15 protein-coding genes are annotated in these 20519 nt (G+C 37.6%); 9 read left to right on the forward strand and 6 right to left on the reverse strand.

Annotated elements, in window-relative coordinates:
* The 3 genes from KO505_RS11010 to KO505_RS11020 form a co-directional block, all read left to right on the forward strand.
* Positions 1-225: hypothetical protein (locus KO505_RS11010; protein ID WP_216055511.1), on the forward strand; the 225-nt coding region annotated here is incomplete at its 5' end.
* Positions 226-450: 225 nt separating this feature from the next.
* On the forward strand, positions 451-1326 hold the full coding sequence (locus KO505_RS11015) for a hypothetical protein (protein ID WP_216055512.1): 876 nt from the start codon (positions 451-453) through the stop codon (positions 1324-1326).
* Positions 1327-1331: 5 nt separating this feature from the next.
* Positions 1332-2024, forward strand: coding sequence for a hypothetical protein (locus KO505_RS11020; RefSeq protein ID WP_216055513.1), 693 nt, complete (start codon positions 1332-1334; stop codon positions 2022-2024).
* A gap of 121 nt (positions 2025-2145) precedes the next feature.
* Here KO505_RS11020 and KO505_RS11025 read toward each other — a convergent pair whose 3' ends face one another.
* Positions 2146-3240 carry a hypothetical protein gene (locus tag KO505_RS11025; protein WP_216055514.1) on the reverse strand — a complete coding sequence of 365 codons (1095 nt, stop codon included), beginning with the start codon at positions 3238-3240 and terminating at the stop codon, positions 2146-2148.
* 331 nt (positions 3241-3571) lie between these two features.
* Between KO505_RS11025 and KO505_RS11030 the strand changes: the two genes are divergently transcribed.
* Positions 3572-4540, forward strand: a complete 969-nt coding sequence (locus KO505_RS11030; protein WP_216055515.1) for an ABC transporter ATP-binding protein — start codon at positions 3572-3574, stop codon at positions 4538-4540.
* On the forward strand, positions 4537-5808 hold the full coding sequence (locus KO505_RS11035) for an ABC transporter permease (protein ID WP_216055516.1): 1272 nt from the start codon (positions 4537-4539) through the stop codon (positions 5806-5808). Before KO505_RS11030 ends, KO505_RS11035 begins: the two co-directional genes overlap by 4 nt.
* Positions 5809-5866: 58 nt before the next feature.
* Here the strand turns inward: KO505_RS11035 and KO505_RS11040 are convergent, their stop codons facing one another.
* Positions 5867-7099 (reverse strand): GNAT family N-acetyltransferase, encoded by a 1233-nt coding sequence (locus KO505_RS11040; protein WP_216055517.1) that lies wholly within the window; start codon positions 7097-7099, stop codon positions 5867-5869.
* A 128-nt stretch (positions 7100-7227) separates the two neighbouring features.
* On the opposite strand from KO505_RS11040, the gene KO505_RS11045 reads away from it, so the two are divergent.
* Both KO505_RS11045 and KO505_RS11050 read left to right on the forward strand, forming a co-directional pair.
* Positions 7228-8769, forward strand: coding sequence for a PLP-dependent aminotransferase family protein (locus KO505_RS11045; protein WP_252731771.1), 1542 nt, complete (start codon positions 7228-7230; stop codon positions 8767-8769).
* 431 nt (positions 8770-9200) lie between these two features.
* Positions 9201-9803: a hypothetical protein gene (locus KO505_RS11050; RefSeq protein WP_216055518.1), complete on the forward strand. Its 603-nt coding sequence runs from the start codon at positions 9201-9203 to the stop codon at positions 9801-9803.
* An 85-nt stretch (positions 9804-9888) separates the two neighbouring features.
* Here the strand turns inward: KO505_RS11050 and KO505_RS11055 are convergent, their stop codons facing one another.
* Together KO505_RS11055 and amt are read right to left on the reverse strand one after the other, a co-directional pair.
* Positions 9889-11556, reverse strand: coding sequence for a SulP family inorganic anion transporter (locus tag KO505_RS11055; RefSeq protein ID WP_216055519.1), 1668 nt, complete (start codon positions 11554-11556; stop codon positions 9889-9891).
* Positions 11557-11819: 263 nt separating this feature from the next.
* A complete protein-coding gene (gene amt / locus KO505_RS17570; protein WP_216055520.1) occupies positions 11820-15257 on the reverse strand; it encodes an ammonium transporter in 3438 nt (1145 codons plus the stop codon).
* Positions 15258-15632: 375 nt separating this feature from the next.
* Between amt and KO505_RS11065 the strand changes: the two genes are divergently transcribed.
* Both KO505_RS11065 and KO505_RS11070 read left to right on the forward strand, forming a co-directional pair.
* A complete protein-coding gene (locus tag KO505_RS11065; protein ID WP_216055521.1) occupies positions 15633-15965 on the forward strand; it encodes a DUF3718 domain-containing protein in 333 nt (110 codons plus the stop codon).
* A 299-nt stretch (positions 15966-16264) separates the two neighbouring features.
* Positions 16265-16966, forward strand: a complete 702-nt coding sequence (locus tag KO505_RS11070) for a hypothetical protein (protein ID WP_216055522.1) — start codon at positions 16265-16267, stop codon at positions 16964-16966.
* A 15-nt stretch (positions 16967-16981) separates the two neighbouring features.
* Here KO505_RS11070 and KO505_RS11075 read toward each other — a convergent pair whose 3' ends face one another.
* Together KO505_RS11075 and KO505_RS11080 are read right to left on the reverse strand one after the other, a co-directional pair.
* A complete protein-coding gene (locus KO505_RS11075) occupies positions 16982-18043 on the reverse strand; it encodes an endonuclease/exonuclease/phosphatase family protein (protein ID WP_252731772.1) in 1062 nt (353 codons plus the stop codon).
* A gap of 152 nt (positions 18044-18195) precedes the next feature.
* Complete coding sequence (locus KO505_RS11080) at positions 18196-20253, reverse strand: tetratricopeptide repeat-containing diguanylate cyclase (protein WP_216055523.1); 2058 nt, start codon at positions 20251-20253, stop codon at positions 18196-18198.
* Between the last annotated feature and the right edge of the window lie 266 nt (positions 20254-20519).

A 20519-nucleotide genomic window follows, 5' to 3' on the forward strand; every position in this document is an offset into this window, starting at 1 on the left:
AGCAAAAAGCAAAAGCAAAGCGAACCTTGCGGTTCGTCATCAATAATTGTCTTAGTTGTATTTGAAATTAGAGTGGATGTCCACGTTATTCTCACGTTATTTTCGGACGACTCCATGGATGGAGGAGGTAGAGCGAAGCAGGATGCCAGAGCCGAAATACATTTGTCCTTTGGTCATCTAATAAAACATCCATGTTTTGATGACATCCCATCATCCCTGATGTGAAACACTTTCCTCAATTGGGCATCCATGCCCAACCGATTTGAGAAAAGTCTTCTTTTATACAGAGCCGTAATACAGATGTTTTGAATCGGGAGGAAAAGCAGAGCAAAAAGCAAAAGCAGGGCGAACCTTGCGATTCGCTAGCAACTAATTGACTTAAATGTTTGTGGGAATTAGAGTAAATTTCCACGTTATATTTTGTAAGAAATAGATAGAGTAAAGTATTAAATGAAATTGACTGAAACGCACACGCATTACTTAGGACTCTTTGGCGGTTTTGCTATTATGTTTATAGTCATATTTGCGGGTTGGGAGCTGGCTGAAACATTTGATTGGTTTGCTGAAGTTTGGGAGTCAATGGGCAACCGACTGTTTATCATTTTTTCTGGAACAATGGGCATTATTTGGCTTATTGCTTTTATTTACTCTTATTTCTGGGGCAAGAGGAAATTCATCCGTACATTTATAGAAGTTGAACGGAAGTCGCTGAATGATTGTGTCGATGGGCAAGTCGTAAGAATTCAAGGGGTATTAAAGTCTATTGGGGAGCCTTTAGTTGCTCCGTTTTCAAGAAAGCAATGTTCAACATACGAAACACGAGCGCTAAGGCAAGAGGATGTCGTAACAACGAAAGGACACGGAACTCATGTTGAACAGAAAACAATTTGGGAAACCATAAAAGTTGTAAGTGACTCAAAAGACTTTTTGATTAGGTGTGGAGAGCAATATGCCCTTATAAGAGTTGACGACTGTCAAATGAAAATTCATGAAGATATTGCACATGATGAACCTGACTACGAACGTGATAGAGGAGGTTTTTTAACTGAGGCTGAAAACAATAAAAGGAAAGAAGCTCTTGAACAGATGGGACTTCAGCCACGAAGTTATATTGGTGTATACGCAGCTAACATTAAGTTTGAAGAAGGAATACTAGAGCCAGATGAGCAAGTTGCAGTAAAAGGGCAAGGTAAGTGGATTGCAACGGCTGAGTTACCTGATTTATCGGAAATCGCACAGCAAGGCATTGAGAAGGTTTTTGAGATAAAGGCTGGCGATAATTCCCCTTTGGTTATAAGTGACTCATTAGATGTTTTGGAGAGTTAATCCACGTGTTTAAAGTAAGTCTACATAATATAATTAGTTTGAGTGTTGCGCTCTACCTTATTGGGCTTGCAGCGGTTAAGTATTACCTTTCCGATATAAACATGCTTCACATTACTCAGGAGCAATCGGAAATTTTGTGGCAACTTGGAGTTGTAAGGGATATTGGCTTCTGGGGATTCTGCTTTTTTGCTGTCGTATCACCACTTAATAATTTCCTTTCGAAAAGAAAGAATAAACATTTGATATTCGTGGCTATAGCTATAACTGGTAACTTAGTTTTTATTGGTTTTACGCTCTATAACTCAAGTCAGCTAGCTAACATCCCGCCAATGACAGGGCAACTATTTAAAGGCAAGCCAGAAATTCTTACCGAGTATAGAGAATTTCTAAACCCTGAACATGAAGACCTCAAAGAACACTCTAAAATAACAAAAATGATGGCCTCTGCGTTTTTTCAAGATAACGGTGTAATAGTTGAAGTAGTCGAAGAAAATGGCGAACTAGTAAAGTATAAACCTAGTCCCGAAAACGTTAAGATGAGACAAGAAATGCTTCAGGCGGATGCGTTGATTATACATCAGGCTGAGGCGATAAAAAGTGCAGGGAATATACATACGCTGTTATTGATTAGTGCAATTTTCTTTGGATTTATGTCGCCTTGGATTTTAAATAAATATAAACAAACTCGCATCGAATAGATGCCTTTTATATTAATAAAAGAGAGACCCATTTTTAGTTGATCACATCCAAACGAAAATTAAGGTGGATTTCTCTAACTCAAATGATAGAAAACTTCTGTTGGCTAAGCTTGTAAGGTATCTAATTAATACACTCTTTTGTATCCACTTTAATTTCAGCAAATAATGAGTTATTTGTATCATGGTATTTGTATAACAAAATTACATCTAAGTCTCTAAAGCTTTTTGTTGTTTCCAATGTACATGCATCAGTTTCTATACCGGGACTCATTGCTTCAATGAATCCTTTAATATCTATATTTTCTTTATCGTAATTAGGAAGCTGATAAGAGTAAGTAAATGAATCTTCGGTGGCGGAACTAGTAAACCAAATAGTTTCTGAATCAAGTTCTAAAGGTAGATTTTCATTAACTCCTTCCGATATTTCTTTCAAAAATTCAGCCCTATTTTGAGATGATGGTTTAAATAATGCGTTATATGCCCAAGATGTTGCGAAAACACCGAACATTGCGGCTAACATCATGTACCCGTTTAGTTTCGTATTCGCCCAAAAACTGACTCGTTCAGTAGTCATTTCGGTATTAAGTTGAGGGTTTTTCTCAATATACGTCAAATATTGTTTTTCTTTGGATTTCCAACTTATAAACCCAAGCAAAGCGCCCCCTAGCGCCCAAACTCCAGCTTGTGACAATAGAGAAAAGAAATTTAAAGGTTCTTCACTTTTTAACGCAGGTAACGCAGCCAATACTAGGAACATGATAAAGCCCCAAGCTAATACGCCATTCTGAATTACATGATTAATCACACCTTCCTGTCTTTGTTCTTTCCAATTTTCCATTTGTTCTGTCATCGCTGCACTAAGTGTTTTGTTACCCTTCAGCCAGCTATCTGGAACTTCTGACTTCAAGTAGACTTTATGAACCTTTTCTTTATCCCAGCCTAAAACGGTTCGCGAAATCAATGCGTTAACTAACCACCCTAACAAATAAAATAGGATCATAAATATAACCATGGTGACTATAAACAATACTACCAAGGCTAAACTGTATTCGTGCTCATTAATGGACTTATCCAAATCAAAACTAAACATTTTTGTGATTAGCCACATTACAGCGAATGAAGAAAACATGAAGGAGAAAGGAAGAACTGCTAATGATAATGAATATCTAGTTTTTATCATTGAGCTGATTTCAGAGTTGAATGCTATGTTAGTCATAAGTTCCTTTTATAAAAAACTAAAATTTGTAACTTGAAGTAGATTGAATCACAATTATTCGTTCCATGCACTAAAAGCGTGATATTTGGGATTTCAGATCTAAACCAATGGGGTCAGATCACTTTGATTTCGTTTAGTGACTCTGTTTAGTTTCTTGATCTTCCTCAAAATATCACTCAAAGTTTAAAAACCCATTCCTCGCGTTTAACCTTCTTTTATTATATAACTGCAATATTGATTTATCGGAATACCTCCTCGTATTTGATTTTAATCGTAGAGATATCATATACCTGTGAATGTAAGGAAATAAACACTGGTTTCAAGGAAGCGCATGTTACAGGTCAATAGTTTAGAAAAACATTATCAATCGGTTACTGCCGTGAATGGTTTAACCTTTGAGGTTCATCCAGGTGAAATATTTGCGTTACTTGGGCCTAATGGCGCAGGTAAATCTTCTTTAGTTAAAATGCTTGTGGGTTTTACTCAAGCCGACAGAGGCAGTATTACGCTTACGGACGGCGACGAAACGCACGACTATATTCCTTCCCATTTATTAGGCTATTTACCGGAAGATAGAGGTTTATATCCAGAAAAAACGGTGAAACAAAACTTAGCGTTTTTTGCCACACTGCATGGCGTAAGCAAAACTGATTTTGAGGCGCGTTGTTTACATTGGTTAGAAAAGTTTAGTTTACGAGACCGCATTGACGAACCATTAAAAGCTTTATCAAAAGGCAATCAGCAAAAGGTCCAACTAATCAGTGCCATTTTGCATCAGCCTAAATGGGTATTGTTGGATGAGCCATTCTCAGGTCTAGATCCCATAAACCAAGAGCTTGTTGTGACCTTTTTGGCGGAGCTTAAACAACAAGGCATGACGGTGATACTTAGTGCTCATCAAATGGCGATGGTTGAAAAATTAGCTGACCGAGTGTTGTTACTTAATCAAGGGACTGCAGTGATTTACGGTGAGCTTGAGGAAATATTGCTGGCTAAACAAGCTGCTGTTATTCATGTTAGGTATGCAGACCAAGTCGATATAACTTCACTGGATGAATTAAAAAATAACTATGCCGTTGAAACCATGAAATCCAATCAATTGTTAATTACCTTACAAAATAATCAAACACTAAATGGACTTATGCCTTTGTTGGCATCGTTAGGCGAAGTGGTTGAGTTAAAAAATCAAGCCCAGTCTTTACATACCATATACTTGAATGCGGTGGCCGCACACAACACGGAACGTTCAAGCTCAGAAGGTTCAAGCGCAGAGATAAGCCAGCAGGGAGAAATATCATGAGTCATAACACGTCATCAAACTTTGAGCAGGTATGGACGGTTGCTAAGTGGGAGTTTTTACACTTTTTTAAATTGAAGCAAGAAATTATCGGCAAGCTAATTATGTTGGCGGTGGGGTTAACTATTTATTTTATTGCGACACAAACTCAAAAACTAGACGATGTTTATCACATAGCCACAGATCAAGAGTTTGTTATTGAGTCAGTTTCAGCAGACGCCAATGTATTTAAATTTAACAAAGTAGAAAATGTGGCTGAGATCATTGACGGCTTAGCCGATGATAATGGTTTTGATGCGGTTTTGGTTTTTAATGGCCTTAATTCTTCTAATATCCCAAATGCCCAAGCGACTGACAAGAAAAATGAGAAGGCGATAAAAGCTAACTCAAGCCCAACTTTAATTACAGCTGAAAAGTTTACTTGGCAAAATCAGCTTGTTTCTCTTATCAGTTCTGAGCTTAATATCATCAGGTTTAATCAACTGGATTTAACCGCTGAACAACAAGTTGCGCTAAGTACGCCTATTCATATTGAGCATAAAATACTGGATGATTTATTAAAAAACGACGCAGATTACAATCAGACTATTACTGCATTTGGTGTGTTGTTTTTATTAATTGTTGCCGTGTTTAGTGTGTTTGGGCAGTTATTTGTCAGTATTACCGGTGAAAAACAAAATAGGGTAACTGAGCAGTTAATGGCGACAATGACACCACAAACTTGGATTGATGGAAAGTTACTCGGTCAGATCTTATTTGCCTTAAAGACTATAGTCACCACGTTAATTTCCATTGTTTTGTCTTTTTTGTTTTTCTCAGTGATCATTAAACAACAGCCAGTAGATTTAACTATTATCAATTGGGCTTTGTTACCTTGGTTATTTGCTTTTGCTATTGCAGGTTTAGCAATTTGTGCCGCCTTTATGGCTGCGGTTGCATCTGCGATTGATGATCCTAACCATAGCGGTAAAAGCGGGTTGATGATGCTACCTCTAGTTCCAGTTATTATCACCTTTCTATTAATCGACTCACCAAATGGTGTGCTTACTATTTTGTTAAGTTATTTACCTATTACTGCATTTGCCGTGATGCCAGTGAGAATGTCACTAGTAGACTTACCGGTTTGGCAACCTATATTGTCGTTAGCCTTAAGCGGTCTTTGTTTTTATTACTTTAGAATTGTGGCCGCCAGAGTGTTTAAAATGGGCATGAACATGTATGGCAAAGAACCCAGCATCAAAGATATGTTTAAAGCTATGTTTAAAGGCTAAATAAAAAGGCCACCATCTAATTTGCTATTTAAAGAAGGTGGCTCAGGTTACATTTTTGTTAGTCAGTTGGTAAATGAGCTTTTGCTAGTGATGCTTTATGTTGTTTTATAAGCTGCTCTGCAATTGCTTGTTTAACGCTTAAAGGTTTTTGTTGGTCGAGTTTGAATATTGTATCAACTCGTTCAATAGATATTTCAAAACAGCGGATATTGGCTAACATGCCGTTGATCATTTGCTCTGGCTGAGCGTCCAAAGACCATTGTCCGGTCTCTAAATCATCTACTTGTAATGTCATTTGTTGTTTGTTTTGCTCTGGCGGTAAAAAGCGAAAGTGACCTGTTATATGAACACGGCGATAATTCCACGTAGGCACTTTGATTTTGTCATGCATTAAAGGGGAAATATAAGCATCATCACCTTGAAAAACAACGGTGACTTTAGCGTTATTTTCTAATAACCAAACCAGTTTATTGTTGATAAATAAATGGCCTGTTAATACATTTTTCTTTTGCTCTTGATTTTGTTCTAAGCGTACGGGTAAATAAATGATTTGGTCGTGCAAATTATCATTACTTGCAATCATTATCTGTGCTAAGGGGAATTCTTTTATTATTGATGTAACTTGTTCATCAAGCTCTGCATGTGTCTCCGTTTCTTGGGAGGCAGCTTTTTGAGCATGTTTTGCTATTTTATCCTGTAGGGTTAATTTAACTTGTGACCATTCATTTTTTAATAAGCTGAATAAAGCGGTGTTGCGGTATTCGCCCGTTGATAATAAACGCTGGCTTCTTAATATCCCTTCAAATGTTGCGCCCAAGCGAGCAATGGCATTACGTGATTTTTGGTTGTTTTCATGCGTTCGTAATTGCACACGAACAGCGCCTAAATCTTCAAATGCGTGAGTTAATAAAAGCAGTTTACAATTGCTGTTGATGTGACTACGTTGAAATGCAGGGTTAATAAAAGTAAAGCCGATTTCAAGTGCGCTATTTGCAATGTCAATACTGCAATAACGCGTACTGCCAACAAAGGCGCCACTGGCATTATCAATAATACCAAACATGACTTGCTCGCCTTTTTTAACTTGGATTAGTGACTCGGTAATCCATTGCCTAGCGGTTTCCAGAGTTTCACATTGGAATGGTGGCGTCCAACGCCAAGTCGCTTCATCTTTACCTGCTTCGTAAAATTGATGAGCGTATTCTTGGGTCATTGGTATCAATGTCACAACATCATTAGAAAGTGTAATAGGCAGTGGCTGTTTCATCGTTTTGTTAATAGCTGTCTTCATTGTTAGTCACCTTATCGTATTCAAGTAATCAATTTTTTTGTGTAAATATTGTGTGTATTGTTACTCAGTCTGGTATGTTTAAAACAACCAGAAATAAACTTATTACTAGACCAGTGAAAACGCTTAATTTGACAGCAAACTCAACTTTTCTTAAAGATGACAGCGTTAATAAAACGCCAAAATACTTGATCATTAGCCAAGCATTACGTGATGCGATAAAAAGTGGCAAAGCAAAGCCATTAGAGCAATTGCCATCCGCTAGGCAACTCGCTTTGCAATTAAATACCAATCGCCATACGGTTATGGCGGCGTTTAATGAATTAATTGCACAAGGTTGGATTGTGAGCCAACAACGCAAAGGCTATTTTGTTGCAGAAGATTTACCTGTAAATAGCTCACAGCAGGTGAAAGGCGCTGCCGGTATTGCCACAGGAACTGAGACTGATACTAATGAAACAGCATCTTTCAACTGGCAGTTTACAAAACCGGTTGACTCTAGTGCTGTGCAAGTAAAGCCAGATTATCGTTATAACTTTGCAGGTGGTTTGCCTGATATTGCTTTATTCCCGTTTAATGAATTTAAAAGCTACACCAGCGAGGCGTTTAGTCGGCCTAATATTAATGAATTAAATTATGGTAATACCGCAGGGTACTTGCCATTAATTGAGCAAATTACAGAATACCTTCGCCGTGCAAGGTCGCTTATTAATCGTGAAATAGTGATCACCAATGGTTCACAGGAAGCGCTTTATATTTTATCGCAGATATTACTGTGTTCTGAAAATAGTGTCGCCACTGAGGCAATGGGCTATGAACCAGCATGGAAAGCGTTTAAAAGCGCTGGAGCCGATGTTGTGTCTATAAAACAAGATGACAAAGGCATGATCCCAAGCGCGCTTGAAGCAGCTATTGAGCGGCAAATAAAAAACAGCAAACCCATTAAGCTGATTTATTTAACGCCTCTACATCAATATCCCACAACGGTGACTTTGCCAGTGAGCCGACGTCATGCGATTTATCGTATTGCGAGTGAACATAATATTGCGATTATTGAAGATGATTATGACCACGAATATCATTATAAATGTCAACCGTTAGCGCCTATGGCAAGTGATGATCCCAATGGATTGGTTATCTATTTGTCGACCTTTTCTAAAGTCATGTTTCCCGGAGCACGCATTGGATTTATGGCGTTGGATAAAACATTAAGCAAGGCGATAGTAAATTACAAAACCATCATAAATCATAAAGTTAATGTGCCAATGCAGGATGCGATTGCACGATGGATGAAAGCTGGAGACTTTGAACGTTATTTAAGAAAGGCAACAAAGGTTTATAATCAAAGACGTGATTTTATGGTTCAGCAGTTAACCTATTACCAAAGCCTTGGGAAGGTGAAATCATTTACCGTTCCAGACGGTGGAATGGCAATGTGGGTAGAGGTAAACCAAAGTGCAGAGAAATTGGCAAAACAAGCATTAGGAAATGGCATTTTCATTCAACAAGAAGGGCAGTTTTTAATAGAGAGAAATCATAGCCAAGACTGCTTTATCAGACTTGGTTTTGCTGGTATGGATATTGAAAATATTGAATCAGGGCTAAAATATATTTTTACGCTTACTGAGCATGAAGGTAATGATGTCAATCAGACAAACCCCAACTTAATTTGACAGGACTTTAAAGTTTACTAAACCCACTTATATCAACAGCGGTACAAGTGGGTTTGTTTTTTAAGGTTACAGTGCCCAGTCCAAGAAAAAGCCAAATCAGTTTAGTAGACGCCCTGCATTTTAATTGTCTTGCTTTTGATCTTGTTCTCGATTTAATTCAAACAAATATTGGGTGGCGGGCGGCGCTCTGTTTCATTATTACTAACCGCTTACATTTTGGGCTGTTGCAAAAAGAAAACTTGCCGTAAGGGCGAAACCTATATTTCAGCTAAGTAAGGTTAAACAGTATTAACAATAAACAAATTGAGTCTGTGCAGTAAGGCCTAAACCTTTAAGAAAATTATGCACTTTGTAATAGTTAATTCTCATTTCATAGCTTATAACTATTGAGTGGTTGTAAGAAATCAAAATATGCACCTTAAGGGTAATAAATGAATCTTGATGTAAAAGTAAAACTAAATGAGCCGCTAAAACTAGAATCTATCATTAAAAGAACCGCTCAACATTATGGCCGTATGTTGGAGACGTTTCGTCCATTTGCTAAGGGTGGCGAACTGAATGAACGAAACTTAACCACCCAATTTTTGATTGAGATTAAAAATAGCCATCCTAATGCCATTATCTGCCAAGAGTTCCATATTCCTGAATACAGTTCCAAAAAAGACTCTGCGTTTGTAGATGCTGTTGTTATTACCAACGACACTGTGCTTTTTATAGAAGCAAAAAGAAACGCTGCGATTATGAGTAATTTTGATGCAATTAACTTGGATATCAAAAAGCTCAACAGTGCAGCGCTAAAAAAACAGTTTAAAGCGGTTTGTGATGTTAGAGAATTTGTTCTTCCGCAATCTGCTTATGGGGTGGTGTTGGCCGACGCATGGAAGAAAAGTTTGACGGATAAGTGGCTTACTGAATACGTCAATGATACAGAGGTTGCGTTAAAGCCAAACTTCCAAAAAATAGCCAGTTTTCCTGATTACTCAGAAGATTATGACTTGCTCTATGGTGTGTTTAAACTTGATTTAAGTGATTAGGCTGCGCATGACTTTGATAGCTTAACCCGCTAGTGCAAAAAACTAGCGGATTAAATTCAATGCCAGATATATTTGGCTGTTTAGTTTAATTATTGCGTTCTACGTGTTCGAGCGCAGCTTGTAATGCTTCACTTCTGTTTTTAAATTCATTGCTGCTTAATTGACTGTTTGCAGAAATTAACTGCAAGATATTAAATTTCTCTAATTGTTGGCGAGTTTGTACATGTTCGCACAACAAAATGACTTCACAATTTGTGTCCAATGCATCTTTAACTGCATTTTCTAATGCTAAGCCAACCGTGACATCTATCATGGGCACGTCGGTTAAATCTAAAATCATAACTTGATAGTCCGATATGCTTGAATGTTGGCGTGTAATTGCTTTGGATACACTGAATATCATTGGCCCAGACAGATAAAAGAAAAGTACGTTGCCATTGGCTTTATCTAACAATTGGCGTTCATCATTGGTTAAAGGCACGTCATTTTCATCTGCGTCACTGATGGCTTTGATTTTACGTGCTTGTTCTTTACTTAATTTCTCAATAATGATGATATTTGAAATAAACACCCCCAAACCAACAGCTGCAATTAAGTCAACAAATACGGTTAAGAACATAACGCCATACATGATGGCCATACCATGAATACTGACTTTATGAGCCCGTTGTATAAAACTCCAATCTAGAATGTTAAAACCAACGTATACCGCAATACCAGCTAATACCGACATGGGAATAGGTTCGGTTAATCCACCGGCCACAATCACGACTAACGCCAGTACACCGGCACGGACTATGCCGGATAACGGTGATCTTGCACCCACTTGGATGTTGGTGACTGTGCCCATAGTGGCACCTGCACCTGGAAGCGCGCCAAACAAACCTGAGATCATATTGGCTAAACCTTGTCCTCTTAACTCTTTGTCAGAGTCGTGTTCCTTACGAGTCAGTGAGTCGCCTATAACGGCGGTTAACAAGGTATCAATACAACCTAATGTGCCTAGTACTAAAGCATCAATCACCATAATGGTAAACATGTCGGCGTTAAAATGAGGGATGATCAGTGACGGTAAACCTGCTGGGATTTCGCCAATTCGTCTAATGGTATCGGTATCAAATAATATGATTGAGATAAGCGTAACCACAACTAACGCGACTAATTGTGCTGGTACGTACTTTCTATAATGTTTTGGAAAATAAAATAAAATCCCTAAGGTTAGTGCACCTAAGAACAGTTCACTAAATTTAAAATTGTATAGTGTGTTTGGTAATGCCGATAGGGTGCCTAGTACGCCGCCAGAAGGTGCTGAGTGACCTAAAAGGGGTGACAGTTGCAAGATGATTAATATGACGCCAATCCCCGACATAAAGCCGGATATAACGCTGTAAGGCATTAAGGTTACGTATTTACCTAACTTAAGTGTACCGAGTAATATTTGAAAAGCACCGGCCATCATGACCACGGTAAATGACATGGCAACGCCAGTCTCAGGATATTTGGCCATCATACTGGTTAATATTGCCGTCATAATCACGGTCATAGGGCCAGTTGGTTCTGAAATTAGGGTTGAAGAGCCACCAAAAAGAGCGGCAAAAAGGCCAACCATAATAGCACCCCACAGACCCGCTTCTGCGCCAGCTCCGGATGCGACACCAAAGGCTAACGCAAGGGGTAAAGAGATTATTGCAGTAGTAACACCACCAAAAATATCGCCTTTTAGGTCGATACTGTCAAAACGATTTCCAAGCATATTAACAACTACCTACATCAGAATGAAAAGACTGGATTATTTTAACAGAAGTTAAAAATCGTGAGTATATGGAAGCCTGCTGTTTAGTAAATAAGTTATTTATTGGTAAGAGGTGTTGATGTGTAAACTCGTTCAAAAATACAGTTAACGGGAAATAATATTAATAACCAGTTTTCAGTTTAGACAAAAACACACACCTTAGTTAAGGCGCTAAATATTTGAGCTAATTAATAGAGTTAATTAAAAGCGCCATAGTAATGAAATTATTTCCTTAATCGATCATGCCTTACTAAGTCCGTTAGGTTATTTAGCGGTTCTGGTTTATGAAAGTGGAAACCTTGTAAATAGTCCACACCTATATCAATTAAGTAATCTGTTATGGCCTTTGAACCAACAAACTCAGCTACGGTTTGAATGCCTAATGTTTTACCTATGTCTGCCATTGATTTGACCATTGCTTGGTCAAGTGGGTCTTTATCTACGTTTCTTATAAAACTGCCATCAATTTTAAGATAATTAACCGGTAGGTTTTTAAGATAGTTAAATGAAGATAAGCCAGCACCAAAGTCATCAAGGGCAAACTTAAAACCTTCTGCTCGTAATCGTTCGATAAACGCAGACGCTTTTGAAATGCTGCCTATTGCGGCCGTTTCAGTAATTTCAAAACAAATATCTGCCGGATTAATGTTAAATTCTTTTTGATAAATTTCGATCTCTTCGATGATCTCGGTTTTATCTATGGATTTACCGGATAAGTTGATGGCACATTTTACTTGATGATCAGCCAGTATTTTTCTTTGTTTATTTAACCATGCAAACGTGTGGAAAATGACCCAGGCGTCAATTTTGTGAATTAAGCCATAACGTTCAGCCGCCGGCAAAAATGCATTAGGCGGTATGATTAATCCATCGTCTTCTTTCATGCGGATTAAGATTTCAAAGTGCAATGGCGGTTTTTGTCCTGCAATAGGTGCTGTAGAAGGGGTAATAAGTTGGAAGAACAGTTCAAACCCATTTTCTTGTGTAATAGCACCTTGCAAGCGTCCTGCCCAATGGGCGTCTCCACTTATCTGTTCTATTTCTGCATCTGTTTTTTTGAATACGGAGACTTGGTTCTTGCCTCGTTTTTTAGAGGTGTAACAGGCAGAGTCAGCTTGAATTAATACGTCTTGCACGTTGGTTGTTTGTTCATTGATCTCGACTACGCCAACACTAGTGGTGACTCTAAATTCTTTTTTGTCTTGAATGTACTTGTACTCAGCTATTTTCTCTCTGATCTTTTCTGCTATTAACAAGCTTCGGTCAATAGGGCAGTCGTGTAATATGATGGCAAATTCGTCGCCGCCCAATCGGGCTAGGGTGTCTTGATGACGAATGGTTTCTTTCATTATATTACTGACGTCTTTTAATAAAGTGTCTCCTGCGGCATGGCCACAAATATCATTTACAAATTTAAACTCGTCTAAATCGATAAAGATTAAGCTGTGTTCAATGTTGGAATGAGTTTGAACGTCATTCACTACATGCTGCAGTCGGATATCAAACTCACGACGATTAAATAGGTCGGTTAACGGATCATGGGTTGCTTGATGGTTTAACTTTGACTGTATTTGTTGGGATTGAGTTATGTCTTGGAACACTATAACAATACCCGAGAGTTTGTTGTCTTTATCAAAAATGGGGGAGGCGGTATAACGTATGGCATATACATCGTCGCTGCGACTAAACAATAGTTGGCTTTTTTGAGTGATAATGGTTTTTTTATCTTGATTTATCAGCTTAATTAATTGGTCACTAGGGTGATCTGTGATTTTATCAACAGCGCAAAATACTCTATGTAAAGGTTTGCCAAGTGCATCTTTATCTAACCAACCAGTAAGTTTGGCGGCGGTTCGGTTAATGTATTGCACGTTTCCGTTAGGAGAGGTTGAAATAACCCCATCGCCTATGGAGTCTAAGGTTTTCTTGGCCTTTTCTTTTTCTTGAAATAAGTCGTTCTCGGCTATTTTTTGTAACGTAATGTCGTGCACAAAACAGATAGTTTCACCTTGATTATGGCTACTCTCCGACGCAGTCATATTGAGAAATATAGGTTCTTTTGATGTTGTTAATTCCCCTTCGACTGAAACGGTTTCAATGGTGTCAAAAATAGCAACCCAAGGTAAGTGTGTAATATTAACTTGTTGTGGCAACGCTAATGCTTTTTGTCGATGAATTAACTGATTTAGTGGTAAAGGGAAATGATGGTTGTCGGTAATGCCAAAAATCGCTTTTGCTGCAGGGTTTGCATTAATGACATTTGCGTCTTTGTCTAACGTTAATATGCCAGCTTGAACGTCTTTAATAATGGTTTTTGTTTTTTGCACGGCATCTTCAGCACGTTCCATTAATTGATTGTATTTTTGTGCGATTTGTCCTACTTCAGTGAAAGGTTCAACGGGTAAACGTTTGGATAAGTCTTTATCTACATTGGCATCATTTACAGTTAACAAAAAGTCAATTAAGTCGGTGCGCGCCCCATGTTCTGACACATTTAACCCTATCTCTTCTTGCTCGGGAGTGACACGTAATCGGAAGAAGTAACGAGCTGTTTTTAATAAACACCAAGTCAGTGTAAACGTCCAAATTGCACAGGCTATAATCCCAATTAATTGTGCTTGTAACTGTTCCCAACGGCTCAGTCCAGTACCTAACAGGGATAGATCAGCAAATATGGCTACTGCTAACGTACCCCATATTCCAGCAAATAAATGAGCCGGAATCGCGTCAATGGCATCATCAATTTTATAACGCGCTAATAACGCCGAACCATAATAAACAATTACACCACCCACAGCGCCAATAACTATGGCGGCAGGTTGTCCAACGGCATGACAGCCAGCTGTAATAGATACCAATCCTGCGATTATACCGTTAAGAGGCGCAACGCTGGTTTGCACATACTGATTTTTAGCAAAGATGCTAAGTAAATAACTGCTAATGCCTCCAGCCATTGCGGCCATAATTGTGTTGACTATGATCGTCGGCACTAAGTTGTTGAATTCTAAAGTACTGCCGGCATTAAATCCTATCCAGCCTATGATAAACAAGATAATAGCTAAGGTAGCTAAAGTAAGGTTACTGGCGGATATATGTTGGCGTCCTTTTTCAAACACTCCGGTTCTTGGACCAATAATTAATATGGCAGCCAGTGATGCCCAGCCACCTAAACTATGCACCACAGTGGAACCTGCAAAATCAACAAAACCAATACGGCCTAAATAACCTTGCTCACCACCTAAAGCTCCGCCCCAGGTTAAATGGGTAAAGATAGGATATATAAGGGCTGCGACAATCACTGCGATAAATAAATAGGCCGAAAATCGAGTTCTTTCTGCAATAGCACCAGAGACGATAGTGATCGCTGTGGCGCAAAACATAGCTTGGAATAAGAAAAAGCTGCCCAACTCTGGTGAGTTTTCATCTATGGTAACAAAGAAATAATTAGTGCCTAATGTACCGCTCCATGAGTCACCAAAAGAAAGCCCAAACCCTACAGCCCACCAAACCATGAAGGTGACGACTAAATCGGCTAAGTTTTTCATGGCAACATTGATTGAATTTTTAGTTCTGGTCAGCCCCGATTCAAAACAAAGAAAGCCCGCTTGCATGATAAGCACCAAAATGGTGCCAAACATTAGCCATAATGTATCAATTGTCACTGTAACTCCTTTTGCTAAATAGACGTTAAAAACTATCTAACTAAAATACAATTTATTGATTTATATATATTTATTTTCATTCTATCAATGCTAAATATAATTAAAAAGGTGAGGGTTAAACATCTAAAGAGCAATAAACTTGCCATCAAGTAACATGTGAATTTTAATGTTAATTAAAGGACTAAAAAGGTGAGTGTAATTGGTTAAGTTAATCAATACCAATAAGTGGTCAAAATAACCAACTTGTGGTTTTTGTAATTGTATGAAAAGCAGCTTGAATTTGCGATTCGCTGTTAAGTTGTTGTAATTGTTACGTAAAATATATTGGCATCGCGGTTGCAATTCCATATATAACTTAACAAGAGGATGACAATTATGAACACTTTCACAAAAACTATTACAACTATTGCTTTAACTTTATCAACAATCGGCATGGCAAACGCAGCTAATCAAGTTGTTGCCGCAGACGACTCAGTAACCAGTAAATTATGTGTTGTTGCCGCTCAAGGTAGTCGTGTTGAATTACACAATGCTATTAAAGAGTCGGGATTAAGCAAAAAATATATTGCTCAAAATGTAAATTGTAATGACCAAAGTATTTTAGAATTTGTACAAACACATTCTGACTCACCAGAAAAAATCAACAATGTATTAACCAATGGTCGTTACAATACTAATGTTAACATTACTGATTTAGCATCAAACTAAGACTAATTCGTAATACAAATTAGACATTAAATTAAAGCAGCTTAGGCTGCTTTTTTTTGTGCTTATGTTTGTCGCTTTAATTCAGGTTGTAACCGTGAAGTCTGATGCAGAGTGCTGGTTTTGATTGAACAAAAATGACGAAATCTTTTATTTAGTTTTTATCAGTCATGCCTATTTTATTTTTATAGTTCAAATATATAAATCCATACCACTGTAAAAATTAATGATGTTTGCTAGTATCAAGCTATAGGAACCGGTATTTGGTGTGTTCTTAATCTCGTTTAATTGGAGCAGTTTGAATGAATTTAACCTTAGTGCCAAATCGTATTAAGTTTTTATTAGCTTTGGTTACACTAGGTGTATGGGGTGAACCTTGTTACAGCCAGGATAAAAATGAACCTTATATTATTAGTTATGTTGAACATGAAGGTATCATTAACTATTACGTTCCCTTATTAAAAAAAGCCTACAAAAAATTAGGCATCACGCCTGAGTTTTCCCAAATCAACGATCAAAGAGCATTAAGGTTACTCAATGATGGTGTGATTGATGCCGATACTGCAAAATCTCTCGAAAGCATTGATAGTTATGACGCTATCACATATTTACCTACTCCAATTAGCCGCATTGAAGTATTTCTGATTTGTCAGAAAAACGAGGTTTGTGATCTTTCACTGCTCGCTAACCCAGAAAAAAGTATGGCGCTTATTGGAGCTAACGAGTTTTATTCGGAATTATTAACCGATAGCGAAATTAAACAGGTTGAACTGGTTAGCTTTGATACTCTGTTCAAAATATTTGATCAAGTAAAAGTAGATGCGGCGATTATCGTATTAGATGCCTATACAAAGCCGAAACTCCTAAAATATACCAATCACTTTTTGATCCAAGAAAAGTTAGGTTTTCACCTTATAAACCAAAAGCATAAAGCATTGATCTTACCCTTGGAAAAAGCCATCACCGAAGTGTTAGAAGAGGGTAACTTTGCGATTTCTAAATAACCGCGTATAAGTGATTTATCTTCTTAATGTGAGTTCTACCATGACAATGCCATGGTCCGTACTTTCGCCATCATGTTCAAATACAGGGTTGATTAGTTGTTTGTCGTAGGTTGTGTAGTTGCTGACTTGATAAAGACTATTGTGGTGACTCGCGTCAAATTCACTAGATAATAATATGTAATCCAATACCGAGCCTTTACCATTAAAATAATGGGTTGGGGCTCGTTGTGGCGCTTTTTGTATTTGTTCATTGATATCATCTGAGTCTGGGCTTTGCTTTAATTCATTCATATAAACGTTATTAAACAAATTCCAAGCGTCGTTTAAACAGTATTTAGCAAGGTAGGCGTTTTGGTCAAAGGCCGAGACAAACCTTAGGTTATCGATGAGTAAGTGGCTTAATACACCGTCATGTAAAGTATTATTAAAATCGCCCATTAATATCATAGGGTAACCGGTGGCCTCACGTCGTTCTATCATATCAACCATTAACAAGGTTGCTTCGTTACCACGTTGCAAAGTTGAGCCCCAGCCACCTGCAACTTGTGCTTTTAAGTTTTCGATTATGATTTGTTCAGGTGATAAATTGGTATTGCTGTCATCAAAATCTATCATTGAGCGCTTAGATTTAAAGTGCACTACATAACAGTCGCAACAACCTAAATGAGGAATCTCTATGTTTGCTCTTAATACTTTTCGGCTAAAAGAAAATTCAGTATCTACGCCAATAGATTGAACTAAATCGACATTAGGCTCTACGGCCACCACGTCTTTAATCGGATAACGTGATGCAATGGCCACAACAGGCCGACGGTAAATGAAGTCATCGATGACTTCTGGCTCATCAACAACGGCAAAATAATCGTAACCTTGTTGTTTAACGAGCTTTTTTAATGACTCAGTGCTGAATACTTCTTGAAAGCCAATAATGTCAGGCTGATATTCGGTCAAGTAGTTACTGATCCAGTTTTGTTTTTTCTGCCATTGCTCAGCACTATATATACGTTCAAATTCATAATAAGCATTAGGTGGCTCAAGGTAATTAAACAAGTTGAACGTGGCTATGTTGAGTTGCAAATTTGTGGTTGCTGTAGTGGAAGTTAACTGGTTAATGGTAGATATATTCCTGTCTTTGCGTAATCAGTAAATAAAATGTAAACGATAAAATCTATTTTTAACATAAATAACAACAAGCAAATAGTGAATAGATTAACCTCTATAGGTTGGGATTATTTACGTTTTTCTAATGTTTTTTCCCAAAGGTTAACTTGATTACGGCCAAGTGACTTTGATTTATAAAGTGCTAAATCGGCTTGACTGATAAACTGAGCGGATGTTGTTGCGTTATAGTTGATTGATGAAACACCAAAACTACAAGTAACGGCAACATCGTTAAAACGACTATCTTCGATTTTTTTGCGCATGGTTTCAGCAATGTGCATGGCTTGCTGAGGTGTAACATTATGAATGATAATACAAAACTCTTCACCACCATAACGCGCAACTATGTCGTTTTGGCGAACACAGGTTTGCAGAATATTCGCCACGCCACAAATTACATTGTCTCCAGCATTATGGCCATGTGTATCATTTATGCTTTTAAAATGATCGATGTCAGCCATGATAATGCAGTATTCATCTAACTTATTCGGGTTTTCAAAAACACGATCCATGTTGTTAATTAATACTCGACGATTATAACAGTTGGTTAGAGGGTCGCGTGCGGCGAGATAATCGAGTTCACGGTTTTTCTTTTTAGAAACGATAAAACGGCGATAAATATAAATAACCAAAAAAGCGCAAAGTAATAAAGATAATACCAATAGGGTATTGGTATTTTTATTGTGCTCCAGTTGCAGATCTGTGATCTTCCTAGTTTGTTTCGCAATTTCAATTTCGTTTTCTTTTTTAACCAATTCGAGTTGGTCTAGTTTGTTTTTCTCCTTTAAGGACTCTAACTCTAATTCCATTTTATGCGAATATAAAAATGCTTTTGTTAGTTTGTATTTATTACTATCATCAGTGTTTTGAATGGTTTCGAGTAACTTAATTTCTTGTTCAGCGTATTGTAACGAAACGTCGATGTTGCCTCGTAATTTTTCAGCGTGTCTTAATTTAGAATAGATGAGCAAGATCAGCTCTTGGTTATTAATTTGTGTCGCGAGGTCTAACGATTCATAAAATAAGTCGGAAGCTTGTTCAATGTCGGAATTAATAAGTGTGACACCTAAGGTGATCATGCCTTGGATCTTCGTTTTTATATCTCCAGATTGTTCAGCTAAACGCATTGATTCTTTATAAAACTCGGTGGCTTGTTGGTTATTGTTTTGTGCAAAATATATATCTGCAATAATTTTTGCGCTGACAGAGCCCCTTAATTTATCGTTTAGGCTTTGATAAATCTGGTAAGCGCGTTCAGACATTTTCAGAGCCATTTCGTAATCTTTAGATTGCAGATAAATGATGGACATTTCTCTGAATGCGGAAGCTAAGGTAAATGGTTTAACTTGGTCAGTTGGCGAATTGATGGTTATTTGTAAAAAAGCAGTTGCTTGGTCAAATTGTTTTAATCGTATGTAGATAAAACCTAACTGGTTTGATGTATTTGCGATGCCTTCTACGTTGTTTACTTGTTTGTAATACAAATGAGCCTGATAAATGTGAGTAAGCGATTTTTCATACCGGCCAATATGTCGATAAATGATACCCGCACCGGTTAATGATTTTGCATAACCTTGGGGATCATCAATTTGTTTATGTAACTGTAAACCTTGAATAGAATAATCTAACGCATCAACTAAGTTGTTTAAGTAACGTTGTGCTTCCGCTAGCGTATTCAAAGTACGTGCGATATTTCTTTTGTCGTCAATAGCGGTAAACACATCCAACGCTTTTTTATAATAAAGAGCGGTTTGCTCTCTATTTTTAAGGCGTTTATAGGACTGCGCGATCATTTTAAACGTCCCACCGCGTTTTTTCTGGGTTTTAACATTAGGTGAAACAAAATAAGTGGACGCCAGCGTAAATTGTTCAATTGCGTCTTGATAACGTTTTTGTTGGTATAACTCAGTTGCGTTATCAAATAAGCGTAATCCTATTGTCCATGTTTCTTCATCTGATAATTGGCTGAGATTTTTTGCCTGATAATTTGTTGTCAGAGCTTTTGTTGGAAGAGAATTTGATGAATCCGTGTTTGTGTTCTTGAGCGTAAGCTTGGCGTCTGAATTACTTATTTGTGCAGACAAAAAAGTGGATAGAAAGGTAAGAAATATTATTAAAACTCTCATTTAAACACGACAAATTTATAAGAAGAAAATAACAGATGACGTAACGAAGCAGAGGTTAACATTGTGAAATATTCAACAAGGAAAGTGTCGTTAACAGCCTTAGTGGTTATTTGTCTGTCCTTAGTTGTGTTCACTTTTAAATGATGGATATTTAACACCTTATCTGAATGCGAATTACCTAGACTTGAGTCAAAATATTATACATTTATGAATAGAATAACAACGAGTTGGTCTGTTATTTTGTATATTACCGAATCTAGAAAATG

This window comes from Psychrosphaera sp. F3M07 (assembly GCF_018860345.1).
Taxonomy (GTDB): Bacteria; Pseudomonadota; Gammaproteobacteria; order Enterobacterales; family Alteromonadaceae; genus Psychrosphaera; species Psychrosphaera aquimarina.